This is a genomic window from Rhodoferax sp. (assembly GCF_025354435.1).
Lineage (GTDB): Bacteria > Pseudomonadota > Gammaproteobacteria > Burkholderiales > Burkholderiaceae_C > Rhodoferax_B.
On sequence record NZ_JANXMU010000045.1, the window covers coordinates 33749 to 53458 of the forward strand.

Sequence of the window (19710 nt, forward strand, 5' to 3'; positions counted from 1 at the left end):
AGGATGCTTGCTATATAAAAAATAGCTACTAGTGAAAGTACAATATACGCTAAAGGCTTATTTAGTACTTATTTCATCGGCCAGGATGCCCAGGGTCGGCAAGCTTGGGAAGAAGCTGTACAGCGTGCCCTTGGTGGTCACAAACGGCGTGAAACCGCGGAGCTGCGGGTTCGGCCCGGTGACGCTGGGGATGTCGAACACACCGCCGCCGTCTTCGTGGTTGCCAACGATCGGGTCTTTGGCGGTGCTGGGGTTGGGCACGCCAAACGGGTTTTTGTTGCCCCATTCGGCCAGCAGGTGTTCAAACTGGTCTTCCAGGCTGGCGCAGAAGAACAGCCCGAGCAGACCGCGTTCGTTGGGGGTGGTGTAGGGGATGCCGCGCCGGATCAGCGGGCGTTTGCGCACCGGCACCACGGGGTCTGCGCGCGGGTTCATGCGGCGGATGTGCGCGCCGAACGGGCAACCCAGGCCTTGCGGGTCGGCGCTGAAGTCGAAGTCGTTCAGGCCAGCGCGGGTGCGGGGTGTGGGGCCGGTGGGCGGCGTGGATTGCTCTGGTGTAATGACCTGGCCGTCGTGCCAGCGGCCCAGCAGCTTGGCGCGCACGGTTTCCGCCGGGAGGGCGCTGCTGGCCTGGCTGTGCACAAAGGCATCAAACGCCACCGTGTCCTGCGCCATTTTGCGAAAGGCCGAGAAGCTGCCATTGGCAAAAAACTGCCGTACTTCCGCCGACTCAGAAGCGATCAGCCAGCGGTTATAGCCATCGCTGTTGCCGTAGCCCAGCAGGAATTCACCCGGTGGCTGCAGCTTTTGCGTCACCTTCAGGTCGGCGTGCCCACGGGTGTGGTGGTGCAGGCCGTCGATCAAGGGGTTGGTGATGCCGTCCAAAAAGCCAAAGTGCTCGCGCCGGGATTTTTTGTTGTGCCCCAGGTGCGCACCGTCGAAGGGCTGGGCCCAGCCCTCGGGCGCAAAGGCCTGGCCTGCCATGGCTTGCAGGGCGGCGCTGCACTGGTCCAGCACGGCCGGTTCATCGGCGTGGAGCGTCAAAAAGAGGTGGGCCGCGCTGGGTTGAAAGGCCGGCTCCCACTGCGCGACGGCGCTGGGCCCGGTGTCGGCCAGGCGGTGCGAGGCGCGCGGGGCTGCGCCTTCGGCAAAGGCGATGGCGCGGCTCTGGAACAGGCGCAGGTAGCGTGTGGGCAGCCCCATCGCCTGCAGGCCTGCAAAGGTAAAGCCAATGCCGACGGGGCAGCGCTGGTGTTGCAGCAGGGTCAGGGCCTGGTTGCGGGAGTTTTCTGCGTTGACCACCCAGCCGCCATCCAGCAGTTTGCGCACAAACTGGCGCGCGGCACCGTCCTGGGCGATGTGCAGCAGGAAATACCGGGTGTAGTGGGTGTCAAAGCCGTTGACCACCAGGTTCTGGAGGTGTGCGGGGTTGGGGGCTGTCATGGCATACCTTTGGTGGCGCGCTGGATGTCGTCAACGGTGCGCATCGGGTAGGCGCTGTAGAAATAGCCGCCCACGGGGGCCTGGTTGTAGCGGCGGATGGTGTCCACAAACTCTTTGGGGAACTCGGCCACGGGCAGGGGCGGTGCGTTCTGGATGTGTTCCAGCAGCTGGTCGAACAAGGGGCCGACGTGCAGTGCAAAGTGTTCGATGTAGGCATCAAAGTCGCCGTCGAACACGGTGTGCAGGGCCAGTTCGCTGTCGTTGTTTTGCAGGCTGAACCAGGCAAAGTGCACATGGCGCGACTGGTCCAGCCGCAGCTGGATGCGAGGTGCGCCATAGGCGATGATTTTTTTCACCATTTCGGCGTGCTCGGACAGTGGCGTTTTGATAGGCATGACCACGTTGAGCGACTGCTGGATGATGGCCTTGTCCACCGTGTATTGCAGCGGAAAACTCTCGCAGTTAAAGCCCCAGCGCTTGGTCAGCACGCCGATGTCTGCGGTGCGGCTGTCCAGTACCCGGTCCAGCCCGGGCAAGAGCAGCACCTGCTGCACTACCTGGGTGATAAGGGGCAGGGCGATGTGTTTGCCCAGGCACTGGTGCAGGTAGCGGGTGGCGGGGTTGTTATCGGGTGGTCCGCCGAAGATCAGCGGGTCGTCGGTGCTGGCATCGTGCCGGAAGCTGTGCAGCGGGCCGTTGACACCTTGGCGGGTGGCCGCACCGATGGCCAGGATGACGATGGCGTTGGCAGGAATCTGCATGCCTTCGGCATCACCAAAGGGGTTGGCTTGCAGTACCTTGCGCGGCAGGAACGGCGCGGGTGGTTGCAGGCGCAGGGCTTCCAGCACCAGCGGCTGCAGCGCGGGGTCGCGTGGGTTGGCGGCACGTGCCTGTGCGGCCGCCTTGGCGGTTTCCAGCAAGCCCAGGGTAAAAAATTGGCTCAGCGCAATCGACACACTGGCCTGCACGTTGCCCACGATGCCGGCAATGGAGCCGACCACGATGGCGGCCAGCTCGGTGCCAGAAAAACCCCCGGCGGTTGTGGCCAGGCGTTGTAGCACCGGTTCGAAGCCGGGCACAAAGCTTTGCAGTTCGGCCAATTCACCGGCAATGGTTTTGGCTGCGTCGATGTCGGCGCGGCTGATGGGGTTTTGGTACTGGTCGATGAGCTGGGCCACCCGGATCAGCAGTGCGCCCATGCCGCCCGAGGTTTCTACCAAGGTGCCGGGCGAGGTCACAAAATGCCGGGCAAACATCTGGTAGCTCATGCCCGCGTAGGCCAGGCGGGTGGTGCGCTCCAGCAGGGCGATGTCTGATTGGGCGAAGCCAAACAAAAAGCCCACAAAGCGCAGCGCGGCCTGCTCGGCCAGCAGAGCCAGGTCAAAGGTGCGCGATTTGAGCGGCAGGGTGGAGGCCGCCCGGTAGGCCACCGCGGACAGCATGCCGATGGTGGGCGCGTTGTATTGGAAGGCCTGCATGGCCAGTTTGCGTTGGGCCAGGTGCTCGTCGGTGGCGGGGCTGGGCTGGTCCTTGTCCAGCCCCAGCATGAAGGTACCGCTGCCCAGCGCAAGGTAGGGGGCATTGCTGAAAGCTGCGGTGTCGGTCAGTGCCTGTTCGATGTGCTGGCGCTGGGTCAGCAGGTAGACGGTTTGGTGGTATTCGGAGTTGCCGTCGTCGGTGGAACGGAACTTGGTGTCGGCCCGGCTGGTGAAGGGCAGTACCTGGGGGTGGGACAACAGTTCCTGGTACAGCTGGGTCCGCTGCGCGTTGTCGCACAGGATGCTGAAGAGCTGGTGGTTGTGGGTGGCACCGGTGGGGGCCGCCTTCAGGGCGGTCAGGTGGGGGGTGGTCATGGTGGCTCCATCGGATGGACCAGCATGCCCCCAGGTTTTCAAGCGGGTGTGGGTAGGCTGCTGGTGTGTTGTAGGACTTGCAGCAGAGCGTCGGCGGCCTGCACGTCGCGAGTGTAGTAACCTTCTGTTACATCGTCATACTCAATTTTGAGGATGCGCTGGGCATCGGCATCGCGCCCCTGGGTTGACCACAGGCGGGCCAGGCTGGTGGCGCTACGCAGGGCGGCGGCGGTGTGCCGGTGCTTGTGGGCAAATTCCAGCGCGCCCTGCAGCCACTGCTGGGCTTCCTGCTGCCGGTCCACGCCGTGCAGGCGGGCGGACTGCAGGATGAGTTTGCCGGTGAGGCGGCGCACTTCGGCCTCGTGGTAGTGCTCCTGGTAGTGGCAGACCAGGTCAAAGGCTTCGGCCAGCAGGGCCAGGCCTTCGTCCGGCCGTCCGGCCAGGGCCAGACCCTCGGCCTGCATGGCCAGGTACAGCGGGCGGGTGACGATGGCCCCGGTGGCGATCCACTGGGCGTAGGCCTGGCGCATCTCGGCCACCCCGGCCTCCGGGTCACCCAGCTCGGCCACCAGGCGGCCATGCAGCAACTGGGCATACGACAGCCACACCGCAAAACCGCCCTCGGTGCAGATATCGCGCGAGCGCGTGGCGCAGCGCAGTGCCTCGGCATGCTCGCCGCGGAAGAGGTGCACCGAGGCGCAAAACGCGTAGGCCTCGGCCATGCTGAATTTGTGGTCGAGTTGCTCGGCCATGGCCACCACCTTGTGTGCGCGCTCCAGGGCCTGGTCGGCCAGGCCGATCTCCCACAGCGCCCAGGCCGAATAGCACAGGCACATCACGCCCGGGTCTTGCACCATGCGGGGGTGGTGCTGCAACTGGTCGTACAAGGCCAGGCAGGCATCCAGGTGGGCCACGGTTTCCACAAATTCGCCCTGGTGGAACAGGATGTTGCCCACCGCCCATTGCAGCTGGATCTTGCGCATCGGGTCGGCCGAATCGGCCAGCACCGCGGCGGCCTGGCGGGCGATGACGTGGGCGCGGGCAAAGTCGGCCCGCATGAAGTGGTAGCCCTCCAGCCCGAGCAGGGTTTTCATTTGCGCGGCTTCGTCGCCTGCGCGCTGGCAGAGTTCGGCGGCGCGCTCGTAGGCGTGGCCCACCGGGTCGGCACCGTAGCCGTGGGTCGTGATGAGCTGCCCGGCCAGCATCAGTTGCATGCGCAGCTCGGTGCGGTCGCGCTCCGACACCGGGGGTAGCCGCGCCAGCAGTGCCAGCCCGCTGCGCAGGTGGCTGATGGCCTCGACATGGGCCCAGCGGCTGGCGGCGCGGCGGGCGGCGCGCTCCCAGTATTCCAGCGCCTGGGCATCGTTGCCCGACTGGGCAAAGTGGTAGGCCAGCAGCTCGGGCTGGCTTTGCGCCACATCGGGGAACTGCTCGCGCACCACGTTGGCGATGGTGCGGTGCAGGCGCTTGCGGTCGCGCTCCCACAGCGATTCGTAGGCCGCGTCGCGCACCAGCGCGTGCTTGAAGAAATAGCGCGGGCTGATCGTGTCACCTTTTTCCACCACCAGCCCCGAGCGCACCAGGGCCGCCAATTGGGCGTTCAGGTGGTTCAGGCCAATGGGTGAGGTTTCGTGGGACAGCACGGCCTGCAGCAGCGACAGCGAGAATTCGCGCCCCATGGTGGCCCCCACCTGGGCCACCTGCTTGGCACTGGCCAAGCGGTCCAGCCGCGCCATCAACAGGTCTTGGATGGTGGTGGGCACGGTGAAGCGGGCGGCCAGGGTGGCGTCCAAGCTGTCGGGTTGCACGCCCAAGTCCATCAGCATGCGGGCCGATTCCTCGATGAACAGCGGCACTCCGTCGGCCTTGTCGGCCAGCAGCTGCACCATGTCGCCGGGTACGGCGTTGGGGCCGCAGGCGCTCAGAATCATGGCCCGGGTGCTGGCTGCCGACAGGCCTTTGAGCGGCACTTCGAACACGGTAAAGCCAGGGTCGTGCGGCGGCGGCAGCTCGGAGCGCAGGGTCAGCACGATCAGCAGCGGGGCCTGCGCGCCCTCGGTGATCATGCGGTGCACGCATTCGCGGGTGGACGGGTCGATCCACTGCAGGTCTTCTACCACCAGGCACACCGGGCCGCTGCGGGCCTCAAACACCAGCCAGGCCGCCAGCACATCCAGGGTGCGTTGGCGCTGTTTTTCCGGCGACAGCGGCAGGGGTGGCAGATGGCCTTCGGTCGGCACCGACAGCAGCCCGGCCACCAGGACCAGGTCGCTCTCGGGCAGGGTATGGGGCATGCGGGCGCGGATGCGGGCCAGCTTGGCTTCGGTGCTGTCGTCTTCAAACAGGCGCAGGCGGCGGCGCAGCAGGTAGATCAGCGGGTGGAAGGCGCTGTGGGCATGCTCGGGGGTGCAGCGGCATTCGATGGTGCGGTGGCCGCGGGCACCCAGCGCGCGGCGGAATTCGCTGGTCAGGCGCGACTTGCCCATGCCCGCTTCGCCCGATACCAGCACCGTGCGCAAGCCGCTGGTTTGCACTGCCGACCAGTGCGATTCCATCAGTTGCAGCTCGGTGTCACGGCCCACAAACGGCGTGCGCTGGGGGCTGGCATCGGCCGCACGGATGCTATGTTCACGCACCTCGCCCAGCACCTGGTAGGCACTGGTGGCCAGCGGGAAGCCTTTGAGCTGGGGCAGGTTGGTGAGCCGTTCGAAGACGAACTTGTCCCGGGCGATCTGCCGGGTGGAGTCGCTGGCCACCAGCGTGCCGGGGCGGGCAATCGACTGCAGGCGCGCGGCCAGGTGCAGCGACACGCCAATCGGCTGGCCCGCCTTGACCACCACATGCCCGGTGACCACGCCGATGCGCACCTGTACACCCAGCTGGGCCACGGCCTGCAGAATTTCCAGCCCGGCCCGCAGCGCCCGGGCCACCGAATCCTCGTAGGCCAGCGGCACGCCGAAGTAGCACATGATGCCGTCGTCGCCCTGCGGGTCGTCGGACACCCCGCCCCAGCGCGCCACGATGCCCGCGCAGGCGGCGTGGTAGCTGTCGAGCATGTCGCTGTAGCGTTCGGCCCCCCAGGTGCCCAGCAGCTGGGTGGAGTCCACCAAATCGCAGGCCATGGCGGTGACCTGGCGCAGGTTGTCGTCCAGCCCGGGCCGGTCGGCGCTGGGGCGCAGCACCAGAGCCGCATCGCCATACAGCGCCGCAGCCCAGGGCGGCGCACCGGTGTCGGCCGGGTGGGCCTGGAGAATGCTTTCGCCCCGGGCCTGGCGCACGGCTTCGCCCAACGGCAGGCCCTGGGCCAGACCCCGGTACATCTGCTGCAGGAAGTCCAGATGGCCCGGCGCACCCCCGCGGCCAGCGTGCACCAGCACTGGAGCACCGCGGCGGCAGGCCATGTGCAGCCAGGGGCTGGGGGCCTGCGCCGGGGTGGCGGCATCGAACACCAGCAACTGGGTCGTTCTGGACTGGCGGGCGATATCGGTCCAGCCAAGTATGCCGCCGGGGACGGCATCGCCTCCCGCCAAGTCGGGTGCCATCGGGCCGATGCAGTGCACCACGTCGTGGTCGGCGGCCAGGCGCAGCAGGGTGGTCCGGTCCAGGGACTGGGCGTGTTCCACCTCCATGCGGGTCAGGGTCAGACCTTCGATGGTCTGGATGCGGCTGGCCAGCCCGGCACCCCAGGCGTTGTGGGCCGGTGTGCTGCCCAGGCCTTGCAGCAGCAGCACGCGCAGGGTTTCGCGGTGCGCCCCGGGGCGCACGCTGGGCGGTAGTGCCGCATCGGACAGGATGCGCCGGGTGGTTGGGAACTTCTCGCCCAGGTAGTGGCTGCCATCAAAGGCCATTTCCCAGGGGATGTCGAGCAGGTTGTCGCCCAGTTGCAGGCACAGACTGCGCGGCGGGCTGCGTTGGAGGAACTGGTGAATTTTTTCGGGGAACAGCCGGGTGGTGATGCGGGTGCCCAGCGCCACCGGGCTGTCCAGGGGCGCGGCCAGCAGAGTGTGCAGGCAGCCGCCGGGCAGCACCAGGCGGTCGATGTGGCCGATGGCGCGCCCATCGCTCAGGGCCATGGACAGCACAGCGTCCTCCAGCAGCACCGTGAGGGTCAGTGCCGGGGTGTCGGGGGTGTGCACAAGCAGGTCCATGCGGGAGGGGGCCAGGTCAAAGGGGCCTGGACAGGCGCATCACCACATCGGACACCGGGTAGGCCACGCAGGGCAGGATGTAGCCCTCGGCTTTTTCTTCGGCGCTCAGGCCTGGCCAGGCAATGCGGTAGGCCACCTGGCCGCTGACCAGCAGGCAGATGCAGGTGCGGCAGGTGCCGTTGCGACACGAGCTGGCCAGCAGCCGACCCGCATGCTCGGCCGCCACCAGCAAAGGCAGATCGGGCGGGGCGTCAAACTGCGATTCCTCGGGGGTGATCTGGGCTTTATGGGCTGTACAACAGGCGGTTTCGTATTGCATAGGTAAAGCCGAGTTTAGTCGGAGGCCTATGGGGTGCCAATACCGTGGTGTTTTGCGGCGACAATCCTCGTCCCCCAGAATATTTTCGTCTCAGGCCCCTACTTTCCCATGACCAGTTCTTTTACCGTTGATGTCCGCCCCGCTGTCTTGAAAGAGGCCCAGGCGATTGCCGATCTGCACGTCAGTGCCACACTGTCTGCTTACCAGGGCCTGGTGCCCGACGAGCACCTCAACACCATGCCCGCCCCCAAGCGCCTGGGCATGTGGCGCGATGCCATTGAGTACGGCGACCCGCAGGTGCAGGTGGCTTTGGACGGCAGCAAGATCGTCGGTTTTGTCGGTTTTGACCGCTCGCGCGACAAAGGCACCAAGAACACCGTCGGTGAGATCTGGTCGATCTACGTGGCGGAAAGCCACTGGGACAAAGGTGTCGGCTTGGCCCTGTGGGATGCCGCCCGCGAAGCCTTGGTAGAAGAAGGCTGCACCACCGTGACCGTGTGGATTCCGCTGCGCAACGAGCGCGCGCTGCGCTTCTTTGACCTGGCTGGCTTCAAACGTGAACTCAACACCGCCAAGACGGTGCCCATGGGCGACATCAAAATCGAAGAAATCCGCCTGAAACGCGCGCTGGATTGATTTACTTCCAGGCTGCAGCGCTACGCGTCTTTTGCCCACGCCTTTACTGGGGGTAACAGCGGCAGCCCGACCAAGCCAGTTCCGCGCTGTTCTGGAAGGGGTGCTTCTGGGCTAAATGGAGATGTCGCGTTTGCTATATTTAAAATAGCTACTTGTGTAGGTGGTATCTACGCTAGAGGCCTATTTTTTATAAATATTACCACCTGGCCGGTAAGGGCTGCACCAAGACGATCTGGCGTTTCTCGATTTGCACATAGCCGCCGTTTTCCAGGTCTTTCAGAATCCGGCTGACCATTTCGCGACTGCAGCCGGTGCGGCTGGCGATTTCCTGGTGGGTGATGCGTTCGGTGATGCGCTGGGTGCCATCGGGCTGGGGCGTGGCCAGGTTCTGCAGGCACTGGCTGAGGCGGCCGTACACGTCCACAAAGGCCAAATTACGGGCGCTGTTGGTGGCCATGCGGGCGCGGCGGATCACTTTAGACAGCAGGTCCAGCGCAAACTCGGGGTGCCGACCAATAAATTCCAATAGCGTGGTGCGCGTCAGCAGGGTGCAGACAGTGGGCTCCAGGGTCACCACGTTGGCCGAACGCGGGCCACCATCCAGCGCCATTTCGCCAAAATAGTCGCCCGGGCCGATCACGCCAAAGGTCATTTCCTTGTCAAAGTCGTCGGTGCAGTACACCTTGACCCGGCCTTCCACCACCACAAACAGCGTGTCTCCGGGGTCTGACTCGTGGATCAGTACCGTGCCCTTGCGGTAACGGCGTGATTCGCCCAAAGGCACCAGTTCGCGCAGCAACTGGGGCTGCACGGGGTCGTTACAAAAAGCGTGGGTGAGGGCGTTGATTGGTGACTGCATGGCTTAGAGGGACGCACATTGCGCGCATCCAGTCTATGCCATTCTCTTATTGTGTTTACATTTTCGACCAATCGGGGGGCGGATTAATGCTGTATAACAGCCATATGCCGGGCCATGGGCGGCAGGATAGACACGGTCTCTACCAGTTGGCGGATGGTGTCGCAACGGGTTTTGATGCGAATACTGCGCAACTGGCTGCGCACGGTGGAGATTTGTACGCCGTGGTGGGTGGCGATTTCGGTGGGCCGCATGCCGCTGCACACCGAGGCCAACACGTTGCTTTCGGCACTGGTCAGGCCGCGCTCGCGGGCAAACAACGCCATGGTCGAGCTGTCGCACAGTTGTTGTTTGGCAAACACCAGCAGGGCATAGGGTGCCGCGCCAGGCGCATTCAGGGGAACCAGGGCCACGCTGGTGGTGCAGTCTTCACCGCCCAGGCTGATCAGCGCCCGCACCCCGGTTTGGGCACGCAGCAGGGCATGCTCCAACTGCGGAGTGTCGGTGCGCAGCAGCGTATTGAGCCGTCCGTCTGCCGCGCACAGGCCGCTGCGCAGGCTGCCGGGGCCGTTTAGCGCGTCGTGCGCCAGGCGGTTGGCAAAGCGGATCTGGCGGGTGGCCATGTGCACCAGCGCCAGACCGTAGTCCATTTGCTCCAGTACGCACTGCATCAGCACCAGAGTGTCGGATGGCTCGGATTCGTTGATGTAATTGATGGGATCGGCGGCGAAAGAGGACGGAGCGATATTCAGCATGGCGGATTCCCAAGGGTGCCTGCTGGTCCTGCGACATGCAGGCTGGAACAACGAGATACAAAAACGATCAATTTGCAGCAAGGCTGGCATGAAGCATAGACATTTGGATCGTTTTTGAGCTGGTATTTAGACCACTGGAATTTGTGACGTATGCACCAAAAATACGGTTGGGCTTTGCGCCAGATGCGTACATGTGAACAATTGGCACATGCAACGCTGTTGAAGAGGGGAACTCCATGGCACTCGACTTTGCCCGCTATGACGAGCTGGTTCACCGCATTTACGATGCGGCACTGGAACCCTCGCACTGGCCGGATGCCCTGAAGGGTATCGCTGATGCCTGTGACGCGGCCCGTAGCGCTATGTTTACGCCCCTGCACAGCCCGGAACAAGGCGGCTATGCCGTTGTGTATGACTTGCCGCCGATCGTCGTGGAGCGCTGGGCCAACAAGGTGCGGCAGGACGATCCGTTTGCCATTGCCGCCTTTTCCCGAGGCCTGTTTCTGGACGGTGCAGCCTGGAACGGAGACGAACTGGTGCCCCATGCTGATCTGGTGCGTACCGCGTTTTACCGTGAAATATTTGAACCTATGGACGTGGCCCGTGTCTGCGCGGGCGTAGTGTTCGATGCGGTCGATGCCCACAAGGTGCCTACGGTGATTACGGTGTACCGTCCCGAGCGGGATGCACCATTTGCGCCGATGCAGGTAGAGACGCTGCGGCGATTGATTCTCCACGTGTCCCGTGCTTTGGGAGTGATGTTCCACCTGCGTAACAGCCAGTTCCAAGTAGCCGCGACCCATGCCGCGTTAGACCGGCTGTCCAGCGGCGTGGTGTTGCTGAATGGGCGTGGCGGTGTGGAGTTTTGCAACAGCAGCGCGCTGCGGCAGTTGCAATCGCAAGACATATTGGTGTTGCATACAGGTGGTACGGCGCAAGGCGGTGACCGTCTGGCGTTGGTGCCGCGCTTGCAGAGGTACTCTGCTGAATTCCAAAGCACCCTGGGCGATGCCTTGTCGCCCTTGGCCGCTGTGCCAGGCCATTTTTCGAATGCCCTGCTACTGCCGGATGCCCACGGCAAACCCATTTGCGTAGTGCACGCAGCGCCGCTGGGCCAGGCCTCTGCGCTGGCGGTAGGAAACAGCGCCCCCAAAGCCATCGTATTCATATACGACCTGGCCGCGGTGGGCAAAGTGCCGCCGACCCTGCTGTGCGAGCTGTTTGGGCTGACCTCTGCCGAGGCCCGTGCGGCCCAGCAAATGCTGCGAGGCGGTACCGCCGAGGAGATTGCGCTGCGACTGGGCGTGTCGGTCAACACGGTCAAAAGCCACCTCAAGGCGGCCTATGCCAAAAGTGGCACACACCGGCAGGCGGACTTTTTGAAGCTGCTGATGGCGCTGACGGTAGCGGCTGGATAGGTGCTGTGGTGCATCCCCATTTTGGGGGATGCCAGACCGGGTTTCTCACCTGAACGGGTGATGCGGGGCGCATGGTGCAGGCCGAATATCGGGTCGGCTCAACCCCACAACACACAGACAGGAGTGATGACCCCATGAAAACCCAGCTCAAACTGGCGCTCAGCTGCGCCGCGATTGCCGCCTTGGCAGCCTGTGGAGGCGATGGCGACAGCAGCCCCGTTGCGTCTACCACCACCGACATATCCGTGACCGTACTCGACGGCCCCATCGTCGGGGCCAAGGTGTGCCAGGACGTCAACCAGGACGGAGCCTGTTCCTCCGGTGAGCCGTTTGCCGTCACCAATATCAACGGTGTGGCAGTGGTGACCGTGCCCACGGTTGATAAAGACAAGTACCCGATGGTGGCCGAGGTGGTGGCCGGGACTGCCACCGACAGCGGTACGGCCATTCCCACTGGTTTTGTCATGAAAACCCCGGCAGGCAAATCGGCCCTGATCACCGCGCTGACCACCCTGGTACAAAACGTCGTAGCCCAAACCGGCCAGACCGTGGATGCGGCCGAGGCACAGGTGAAGCTGCAAACGGGCATTACGTCGTCCTTATTTACCAGTTTCGCCGGTACGGCCATAGATGCCAAACCTGCCGACGGCAGCGTCAACCCTGCGGCTCTGGCGCGCATGCTGGTGCTGACCACCCAGCAACAGGCGCAGTTGGTGGCCGCCGCCAACGCGGTGAACACCACGCTGCCAGACGGCACCACCAAGATCACCCAGCCCATGTCGGATGCGGTAGTGCAAAAACGGGTGCAAGACCTGCTGAGCGCTATCGTTGCCGCACTGCCCAGCGCGACCACCGAGGCCAGCCTGCAAACCGCTGCGGCGGCCTTGGTGGCCGACAAGGGCATCCAGACGGCTGCGGTGGTTACAGCCGTGGCCATCAACGTGCTGCCGGCTGTGGCCGGCACACCGGGCGTGGCTGGTGCGCACCTGAACTATCTGAACTTCAACAGCGCCACCAACTGGACCACCAATGCCAATGCCTGGACGGCAGCGCAAAACACCCCTGCAGCCGACGGCAGTACCCATTGGCACCAAGTCCATACCGCACTCAGTGGCGGCTCTGCGCCCTACAGTTGGGGTGCTGGCTCGCACCCAGGCAGTGGTTCCGAGCTGCATTGGTCGGGCACGGCCTGGACCGGTTGCCCCATCAACTTTGAAAACACCAGCTCGGCCACCCAAGCCAATGGTCACAGCCCTTACAACTACTGCGATGGAAAAGAGTTGGGTGAGGACTACAAAACCACATGGCTCAGCCTGGAAGGCCAAACCATGGTGGTCCTGCTGGACCAGGTAAAGGCACTGGGCTACAGCAACTTCAATGTGGCCAATGCCGCTAGCGTGCTGGGCACGGCGACCTTTCCTGCGGGCGCCAGGGTGGGCTATGCCGCCGGTGCGGCTCTATCGAAAGCCGTTAGCTATGTGCCCTCGCCGTGGGAATACATCGAGCTGTACCCCATGGCGGTGGCTGCAGGCAAAACCGATGTGAATGACACCACATCCGCCTGCTACCTGGATGTGCCGTCCACTCCGGCCACCAGCCTAGACACCGTGGTGGCCACCATGACCGGTACGCCTTGCATCCAAAGTGCAGGCACCCGTCCCGGCCTGAATGGCACCACCTTGTCCAGCGGGCCGCGCAACGACTGGTGGAGTGCAACCAGTATCCAGGTAGGCCGGATCGGTAATGCGCCGCACAACCTGCAAAACGGCCAATCCACCACCTACTACACCGGCAATACCCAGATCCGCGCCTCGTTTTCGGCGGGCAATGTGGCCAAGTACTACGCCTGCCAAGAGCGATTTAACGGTAGCGCCCGCAATTGCGACCCGATAGGCACGGGCAGCTACGCCATCCAGACCCTGGGTGATGCACGGGTGCTGACCTTCAGCGGCCTACCTGCACTGGATGCGCAGCTGGGCTACGTGGATGCCTATGTGGAGCGCGGCGGGCATGTCTACTGGGCCTACCAGGACAAGCCGCAAGCCTGGGCCGGTGCCAACCTGAACCTGGTGGCAGCAAACGCGCTATTGGCCCAACTTGGCATGCCTGCGCTGGACCCGAATGTACCCGTGGTGCTGACCACTGCGTCCTACCAGGGTGATTACCGGGGCACCTACAGCGGCAACCGTTCAGGCAACTGGTATGCCACGGTGCATGCTGACGGCTCAGCGCAGTGCAGCGGCTCTGACAATAGCCTGGGTGCGTGGACCACGGTCTGCACCATGGTCGTCACACCGTCGTCCGCCGACTCCACCCTGACCAGCTTCACTATGGCGGTGGCCAGCGCCTGGAACTTCAGCGGCAGCTTGAACTACAACACCGGGCTGGTGACCTCGAGCACTTGGAACTACAACGGCAACATGAGCGATCTCGGCGTGTTTTCGGGCTACACGGAAGAATAAGTCGCCCAAGCACTGTCTTTTGCCCCGCAGGTTTCGGCCCAGCGGGGCTTTTTACTTTTTCTTACCTCTGTGCCGCCAGCTCCCGCAGTGACTGCTCGTACCCGGCCAGCCAGCGCACTGCCGCCTCGCGCTGCTTGGTCGTGGTGCTGTTGTGCACCAAGGCAATGGCCTGGCAGTCTTGCTGCGCCAGGGCTTCGGCATAGCTGTGGTAACTGGCTTGGGGGGAGTGCATGGAGCGCTCTAGCAGCCCATGCACGGCAGCCCGTGCCTCTGCCGCGGTGGGGGTGTCGCGCTGCAGTTGGCGCAGGGTCTGCAGGGTGTCGGTTTGGCGGCGCAGGCGCTCGGCCTGGACCTGCTGCGGGTCGAAACGGGACTGCTCCACCTGCTGGCGAACCAGGGTTTTTTGCGCTGTGTCCATGCGGCCATAGACCATTTCGGCGCGTTCCAGGGCTTTATCAAAGCGCTTTTGGTGCATTGCAGTGGGGGTCAATGCCAGCCAGTCGCTACGGTATTCGGCATTGGTTTTGGCGTATTTGCGCTCCAGGTAGCTGATTTGTGCCGGTGTCAGGCTCTGTACCAAGGTGGTGGCGGCCGGTTCGGCATCTACCAGCAGGGCATCGATGTAGCCGCGCACGGTATTGGCCACACTGCAGACCTGTTCGGTGCTCAGGTCGTGGGCGACCAGAGTTTGGGTTTGGCGCAGGGTTTGGGCGTAATCGGGCAGGTCTTGCTGGCGGTGGCGCAACTGCAGTTGGCCCAGGTCGTAGCGCACCTGCTGCGACTGGGCCTTGTTGAAGTCGATGTGGCCATCCAGCCACCAGGCGGCCAGATCCACGCCGTTGTTGTAACCCAGCTTGATGCCGGTGCAGGCCTGCAGCGCGCCTAGCAACAGCAACAGTCCCATAATCCGAGTCCATTTAACTAAAAAGTTGCAAGCTATGGCAGAAGTCGATGTGGTCATCATGGCAGCGGGCAAAGGTACCCGCATGAAAAGCAAATTGCCCAAAGTGTTGCACACGCTGGCTGGGCGCGCATTGTTGGCCCATGTAGTGGACACCGCCAGTAGTTTGCAGCCGCGCAACGTAGTCGTGATTACCGGACATGGTGCTACAGAAGTAGAAGCAGCTCTCCCTGGCTACATCTGCGATGGAGCCGAATTTTCTGTAAATTTTGCACGCCAGGAACCGCAGCTGGGCACTGGCCATGCAGTGCAGCAAGCGCTGCCGTTTTTACCCGACGACGCGGGTGTGGTGGTGGTGCTGTCGGGTGATGTACCCCTGACCCAGGTGGCTACTTTGCGCCAGTTGGTGGCGGCCAGCGGTGGTGACAAACTGGCCCTGCTGACCCTGGAGCTGCCCAACCCCACCGGCTATGGTCGCATCGAGCGCAACGGCGACGCAGTGCAGGCCATCGTCGAGCACAAGGATGCCACCGAAGCGCAGCGCGAAATCCGCGAAATCTACAGCGGCATCATGGCCGCGCCTGCCGCCCGCCTGCGCACCTGGCTGGCCCGGCTGGACAACCGCAACGCCCAGGCCGAGTACTACCTGACTGACATCGTCAAGATGGCTGTGGCCGATGGTGTGCCGGTGGTGGCCCACAAGATTACCGACGAGGTACAGGTGGCTGGTGTCAACAGCCCCGTGCAACTGGCCGAGCTGGAACGCGCCTACCAGCGCCAGCAGGCCGTGGCCTTGATGGAGCAGGGCGTGCGCCTGGCCGACCCGGCGCGGCTGGACGTGCGCGGCAGCCTGGTCTGCGGGCAAGACGTGTCCATCGACGTGAACTGCGTGTTTGAAGGCACGGTCACGCTGGGCGAGGGCGTGAAGATCGGTGCCAACTGCGTCATCGCCAACGCCAGCATCGCGGCGGGGGCCATCGTCCACCCCTTCACCCACATCGATGGCGAAAAAGCCGGTGTCACGGTGGGTGCGGATGCGCGTATCGGCCCGTTTGCCCGCCTACGTCCTGGTGCGGTGCTGGGGGCCGACGTGCACATTGGCAACTTTGTCGAAGTCAAAAACTCCACCCTGGGCACCGGCGCCAAGGCCAACCATCTGGCCTACCTGGGAGATGCCACGGTGGGTGCGCGCGTCAATTTTGGCGCGGGCAGCATCACTGCCAACTACGACGGCGTCAACAAGCACCGCACCGTGATCGGCGACGACGTGCACGTGGGCAGCAACTGCGTGCTGGTGGCCCCCATTACTGTGGGCGCGGGCGGCACGGTGGGCGGTGGATCGACCCTCACCAAAGACGCGCCGGACGGCGTGCTGAGCGTGGCCCGCGGCCGCCAGGTGGCCATCACCGGCTGGAAGCGCCCTGTCAAAAAGGCCCAGCCTTGAGCGATCTGGAGATCCGCCTGGCCGATGTGCAGGCGCGCTTGCAGCAGAGCGAGGCCCGCAACATAGCCCTGCAGGCCGAGCTGGAGCACTTTGTGCGCAACGTCTCGCACGACCTGCGCGCCCCGCTGCGCCACATCACCGCCTACGCCCCGCTGGTACGCGAGATGCTGGCCGAGGGCGAAGACCCCGCGCCCTGCCTGGACACGCTGGAGCAATCGGCCCGCAGCATGGCCCGCATGGTGGATGCACTGCTGGAGCTGTCGCGCCTGTCGCGCATCCCGTTGCAGAGGGCGGCCGTGTCCATGGCCGCACTGGTGGCCGAGGCACAGCGTGCGCTGGCGGCGGACGCGGTGGGCCGCAGCATCCAGTGGCAACTGCCCGCCGATTGGCCCGAAGTGCAGGGCGATGCCGCGCTGTTGCGCCAGGTGTGGGAATACGCGCTGTCCAACGCCCTCAAGTTCACCCGGACCCGGACCCAAGCGCAGATCACTCTGGGCTGGGAGCATGCGGCAGACGGCATTACGTTTTGGCTGCGCGATAACGGCGTGGGCTTCAACCCCGCCAGCAGTGCCAACATGTTCGATCTGTTCCAGCGCCTGCACACCACGTCGGCTTTCGAGGGCGCCGGTGTGGGCCTGGCCCTGGCGCGCCAGATCGTGCATCGCCACGACGGCAGCATGGCGGCGCAGGGCGTGGTCGACGGCGGCTGCACGCTGCGGTTTACTTTGCCAATGCATTAGCTGGTGATAATGAACGGCAAAGCCCTGCTGGGCTTCTTTCAACTACGAGATCCGACTATGAAACACACATTCCTGGCCGTTGCATTGCTGTCCATCGCGGCGGTGGTGCATGCCGAGCCCAATCCGGCCAAAAAAGAGTTGATCAACAAGATCGTGCAATTGCAACAGCCCATGGTCGAGGCGACCGTGCGCCAACTGGCCCAGCAGCCGCTGATGCAACTGATGCAGCCTGTGGGCCCGGTGATCCAGTTTCGGGTTCCGCCTGAAAAGCGCGAGGCTTTGGCCAAAGACATCCAGACCGACATCAAGAAATATGTGGACGATGTCACGCCCCTGTTGACGGATCGCGCCAACAAGCTGGCTCCTGCAGAAATCGGCAGCTTGCTGGATAGCAAGTTCACCGAAGACGAACTGCGCCAACTTATCGTGGTGCTGGAATCTCCGGTGCTGCGCAAGTTCTCGTTGCTGTTGCCAGACCTGCAAAAGGCCTTGGTCGACAAAGTGGTTGCCGACACCAAGGGCCAGGTCGAGCCCAAGCTGAAGGCACTGGGCCAGTCGGTTGAAAAGCGTGTCAATGCGGCAACCCCCGCGCCGTCTTCCCAGCCTGCTCCAGGTGCCAAGCCTGCTATCAAATAATAGAAAAAATTAGCTGCTGAAAATAGCAGGATGCGTAAATAAAGTCTACGTATCCTGCTATTAATTTAGCATGTAATTTTCAAAATTATGCGGTGGCCGCTTCCATGGCTACCGATCCCGCGTAGGCCAGGCCTGCCGCCACGCTGCCAAAGCGGTCGCCGGCCACCATGCGGGCCTGCGGAAACAGGGCCTGCATCGCGGTTTGCAGCGGTGCCAGGGCCGACGAGCCGCCGGTCAGGTACACGGCATCGGGCCGTTCCACCCCGGCCAATTCCACACACTCCTGTGCGCACTGCACCACCCTGGCCAACTGGGCCTGCAGCGCCTGTGCCAGGCCCTCGGGCGTGAGGTGCGCGGTCAGGTCGCGGGCAATGCAATCCAGGTCGATGGTGGCCGCTGCGTTGGACAGCGAACAGGCGATTTTGGACGTCTCCACATTGGCCAGGATATGGTGGCCCACCCGCTCTTGCAGTACGTGTAGCAGGCGCTGGTGCATTACACGGTCGGTGTAGGCATCGCGCAAATCCACGGCCTGGGCCAGGCTCTTGCGCGAGTACGACTGGTGGATCAAATGCCAGGTGCTCAAATCAAAAAACACGCCCGACGGCACTTCGCGCCCGCTCGGACCCACATGCCCCAGGCCCAGCAGTGGCATGGCGTGGCGCAGGTTCAGCAATTGGTCAAAGTCGGTGCCGCCGATGTGCACACCGGTGGTGGCCAGAATATCGCCGCTGCGGTCGCCCAGGGCCTGTCGGCCCGGGCCGACGCGCACCACGGTGAAGTCGGAGGTACCGCCGCCAATATCCACTACCAGCACGGTGGTGTCCTGGGTGACACGGCGCTCGAAGTCGAAGGCCGCGGCAATCGGCTCCAGCTGGAACTGCACCTCGTCAAAGCCCGCGGCGCGGGCTGCCTGCTCCAGCGTGGCCTGGGCCAGCGCGTCGCGCTGTGCGTCGCCGTCCACAAAATGCACCGGGCGGCCCAGCATGGCGTGCTGCACCGCGTGGCCCAGGTGCGCTTCCGAGCGTTTTTTCAGCTCTTTGAAGAACATGCCCAGGATGTCGGTGAAGCTGACCAGTTGGCCGTTGACCACGGTTTTCTCGTCCATCAGGCCGCTGCCCAGCAGGCTTTTGATGGAGCGCATCAGCCGCCCCTCGGTGCCTGCTAGATAGGCCTGCATGGCGGCGCTGCCGTAGCTGGTGTGCTGGTCTTCGTGCGAAAAGAACAGCGCGGTGGGCAGCGTGGGCTTGCCCGCGTCCAGCGCAATCGTGTCCAGGCTGCCGTCGGCCCGCACCAGCGCGGCTACGGTGTTCGAGGTGCCGAAATCAATACCGAGCATCATCCCTTGTTTGCTCCCAGCACCGATTGCAAAAACGCGCTGATGTCGGCCACCTCCTGGGGATGCACGCTGTGCGGCATCGGGTAGGTATGCCATTGCACGGCATAGCCCTGGACCAGCAAGGCCTGGCGCGAGGCCTCGGCACGGGTCAGCGGCACCACCGGGTCGGCCGTGCCGTGGGCCATGAAGATGGGGGTTTTGAAGTTGGCCGGGTGCCGCTCGGTGGCCAGCGTGTCGGCCAGCGGCAAATAGCCTGACAAGGCCATGATACCCGCCAGCCGCGCGCTGTGGCGCAGCCCCGTGTGCAGAGCCATGGCGCAGCCCTGCGAGAAGCCTGCCAGCACGATGTGTTCGGGCGCAATGCCGCGGGCCACCTCGTGCGCCACCAGCGCCTCGATGGCGCGGGCCGAGGCGTGGATGCCGGCCGGGTCTTCCTGGCGCACCAGGTCGGCATTCTTGATGTCGTACCAGGCCGGCATCACGTAGCCGTTGTTGACACTGACCGGCATGGTCGGCGCGTGGGGAAAGACGAAGCGGATGGGCGCGCAGCCGGTCAGGTCCAGCTCGGGCACGATGGCAGCGAAGTCGTCGCCACTGGCCCCCAGGCCATGCAGCCAGATAACGGCAGCGGTGGGGTGGGGAGCGCTTTCAATTTCGATGCGTTGCAAAAGGGTAGTCATAGTGGTCGGAATGAGGGCTTACCCTGGTATTGCGGTCTTGGGAGGAACGTGATTCTAAGGATGTCGCGTTAACCCGTGCA

The 19710-nt window shown here is 64.0% G+C and carries 15 protein-coding genes; 6 read left to right on the forward strand and 9 right to left on the reverse strand.

The genetic code is table 11. From position 1 onward, the window contains the following. Nucleotides 1-57: 57 nt before the first annotated feature. From Q0T48_RS11900 to Q0T48_RS11915, 4 genes are read right to left on the reverse strand one after another with little or no spacing between them, the layout of a single operon-like run. Complete coding sequence (locus Q0T48_RS11900) at nt 58-1443, reverse strand: hypothetical protein (RefSeq protein ID WP_295956588.1); 1386 nt, start codon at nt 1441-1443, stop codon at nt 58-60. Continuing rightward, nucleotides 1440-3296, reverse strand: a complete 1857-nt coding sequence (locus Q0T48_RS11905; protein WP_295956590.1) for a hypothetical protein — start codon at nt 3294-3296, stop codon at nt 1440-1442. The genes Q0T48_RS11900 and Q0T48_RS11905 overlap by 4 nt, the downstream gene beginning before the upstream one ends. 38 nt (nt 3297-3334) lie before the next feature. Beyond that, complete coding sequence (locus tag Q0T48_RS11910) at nt 3335-7444, reverse strand: AAA family ATPase (RefSeq protein ID WP_295956591.1); 4110 nt, start codon at nt 7442-7444, stop codon at nt 3335-3337. A gap of 16 nt (nt 7445-7460) precedes the next feature. Then, on the reverse strand, nt 7461-7763 hold the full coding sequence (locus tag Q0T48_RS11915; RefSeq protein ID WP_295956593.1) for a 2Fe-2S iron-sulfur cluster-binding protein: 303 nt from the start codon (nt 7761-7763) through the stop codon (nt 7461-7463). Between the two features lie 108 nt (nt 7764-7871). Between Q0T48_RS11915 and Q0T48_RS11920 the strand changes: the two genes are divergently transcribed. Next, the gene (locus tag Q0T48_RS11920; protein WP_295956596.1) at nt 7872-8399 is read left to right on the forward strand and encodes a GNAT family N-acetyltransferase; all 528 of its coding nucleotides are present in this window, start codon (nt 7872-7874) and stop codon (nt 8397-8399) included. 196 nt (nt 8400-8595) lie between these two features. Here Q0T48_RS11920 and Q0T48_RS11925 read toward each other — a convergent pair whose 3' ends face one another. Both Q0T48_RS11925 and Q0T48_RS11930 read right to left on the reverse strand, forming a co-directional pair. Next, entirely contained in the window at nt 8596-9258 is a 663-nt protein-coding gene (locus Q0T48_RS11925) for a cyclic nucleotide-binding domain-containing protein (protein ID WP_295956597.1), read from the reverse strand. A gap of 83 nt (nt 9259-9341) precedes the next feature. Beyond that, the gene (locus Q0T48_RS11930) at nt 9342-10010 is read right to left on the reverse strand and encodes a helix-turn-helix transcriptional regulator (RefSeq protein ID WP_295956599.1); all 669 of its coding nucleotides are present in this window, start codon (nt 10008-10010) and stop codon (nt 9342-9344) included. A 236-nt stretch (nt 10011-10246) separates the two neighbouring features. On the opposite strand from Q0T48_RS11930, the gene Q0T48_RS11935 reads away from it, so the two are divergent. Together Q0T48_RS11935 and Q0T48_RS11940 are read left to right on the forward strand one after the other, a co-directional pair. After that, nucleotides 10247-11428, forward strand: a complete 1182-nt coding sequence (locus Q0T48_RS11935) for a helix-turn-helix transcriptional regulator (protein WP_295956601.1) — start codon at nt 10247-10249, stop codon at nt 11426-11428. A gap of 134 nt (nt 11429-11562) precedes the next feature. After that, nucleotides 11563-13890: a hypothetical protein gene (locus Q0T48_RS11940; RefSeq protein WP_295956603.1), complete on the forward strand. Its 2328-nt coding sequence runs from the start codon at nt 11563-11565 to the stop codon at nt 13888-13890. Between the two features lie 61 nt (nt 13891-13951). Here the strand turns inward: Q0T48_RS11940 and Q0T48_RS11945 are convergent, their stop codons facing one another. Continuing rightward, complete coding sequence (locus Q0T48_RS11945) at nt 13952-14794, reverse strand: DUF6279 family lipoprotein (RefSeq protein ID WP_295956605.1); 843 nt, start codon at nt 14792-14794, stop codon at nt 13952-13954. 34 nt (nt 14795-14828) lie between these two features. Here Q0T48_RS11945 and glmU point away from each other — a divergent pair, with 34 nt between their 5' ends. From glmU to Q0T48_RS11960, 3 genes are read left to right on the forward strand one after another with little or no spacing between them, the layout of a single operon-like run. Beyond that, nucleotides 14829-16235: a bifunctional UDP-N-acetylglucosamine diphosphorylase/glucosamine-1-phosphate N-acetyltransferase GlmU gene (glmU, locus tag Q0T48_RS11950; protein WP_295956607.1), complete on the forward strand. Its 1407-nt coding sequence runs from the start codon at nt 14829-14831 to the stop codon at nt 16233-16235. Further along, on the forward strand, nt 16232-16975 hold the full coding sequence (locus Q0T48_RS11955) for an ATP-binding protein (RefSeq protein WP_295956609.1): 744 nt from the start codon (nt 16232-16234) through the stop codon (nt 16973-16975). The genes glmU and Q0T48_RS11955 overlap by 4 nt, the downstream gene beginning before the upstream one ends. Nucleotides 16976-17032: 57 nt before the next feature. After that, a complete protein-coding gene (locus Q0T48_RS11960; RefSeq protein WP_295956611.1) occupies nt 17033-17611 on the forward strand; it encodes a hypothetical protein in 579 nt (192 codons plus the stop codon). Nucleotides 17612-17696: 85 nt separating this feature from the next. On the opposite strand, the gene Q0T48_RS11965 is transcribed toward Q0T48_RS11960, so the two are convergent. Together Q0T48_RS11965 and Q0T48_RS11970 are read right to left on the reverse strand one after the other, a co-directional pair. Continuing rightward, nucleotides 17697-18953 carry an Hsp70 family protein gene (locus tag Q0T48_RS11965; protein ID WP_295956613.1) on the reverse strand — a complete coding sequence of 419 codons (1257 nt, stop codon included), beginning with the start codon at nt 18951-18953 and terminating at the stop codon, nt 17697-17699. Beyond that, nucleotides 18950-19630 carry a dienelactone hydrolase family protein gene (locus Q0T48_RS11970; protein WP_295956615.1) on the reverse strand — a complete coding sequence of 227 codons (681 nt, stop codon included), beginning with the start codon at nt 19628-19630 and terminating at the stop codon, nt 18950-18952. The genes Q0T48_RS11965 and Q0T48_RS11970 overlap by 4 nt, the downstream gene beginning before the upstream one ends. Nucleotides 19631-19710 lie beyond the last annotated feature (80 nt).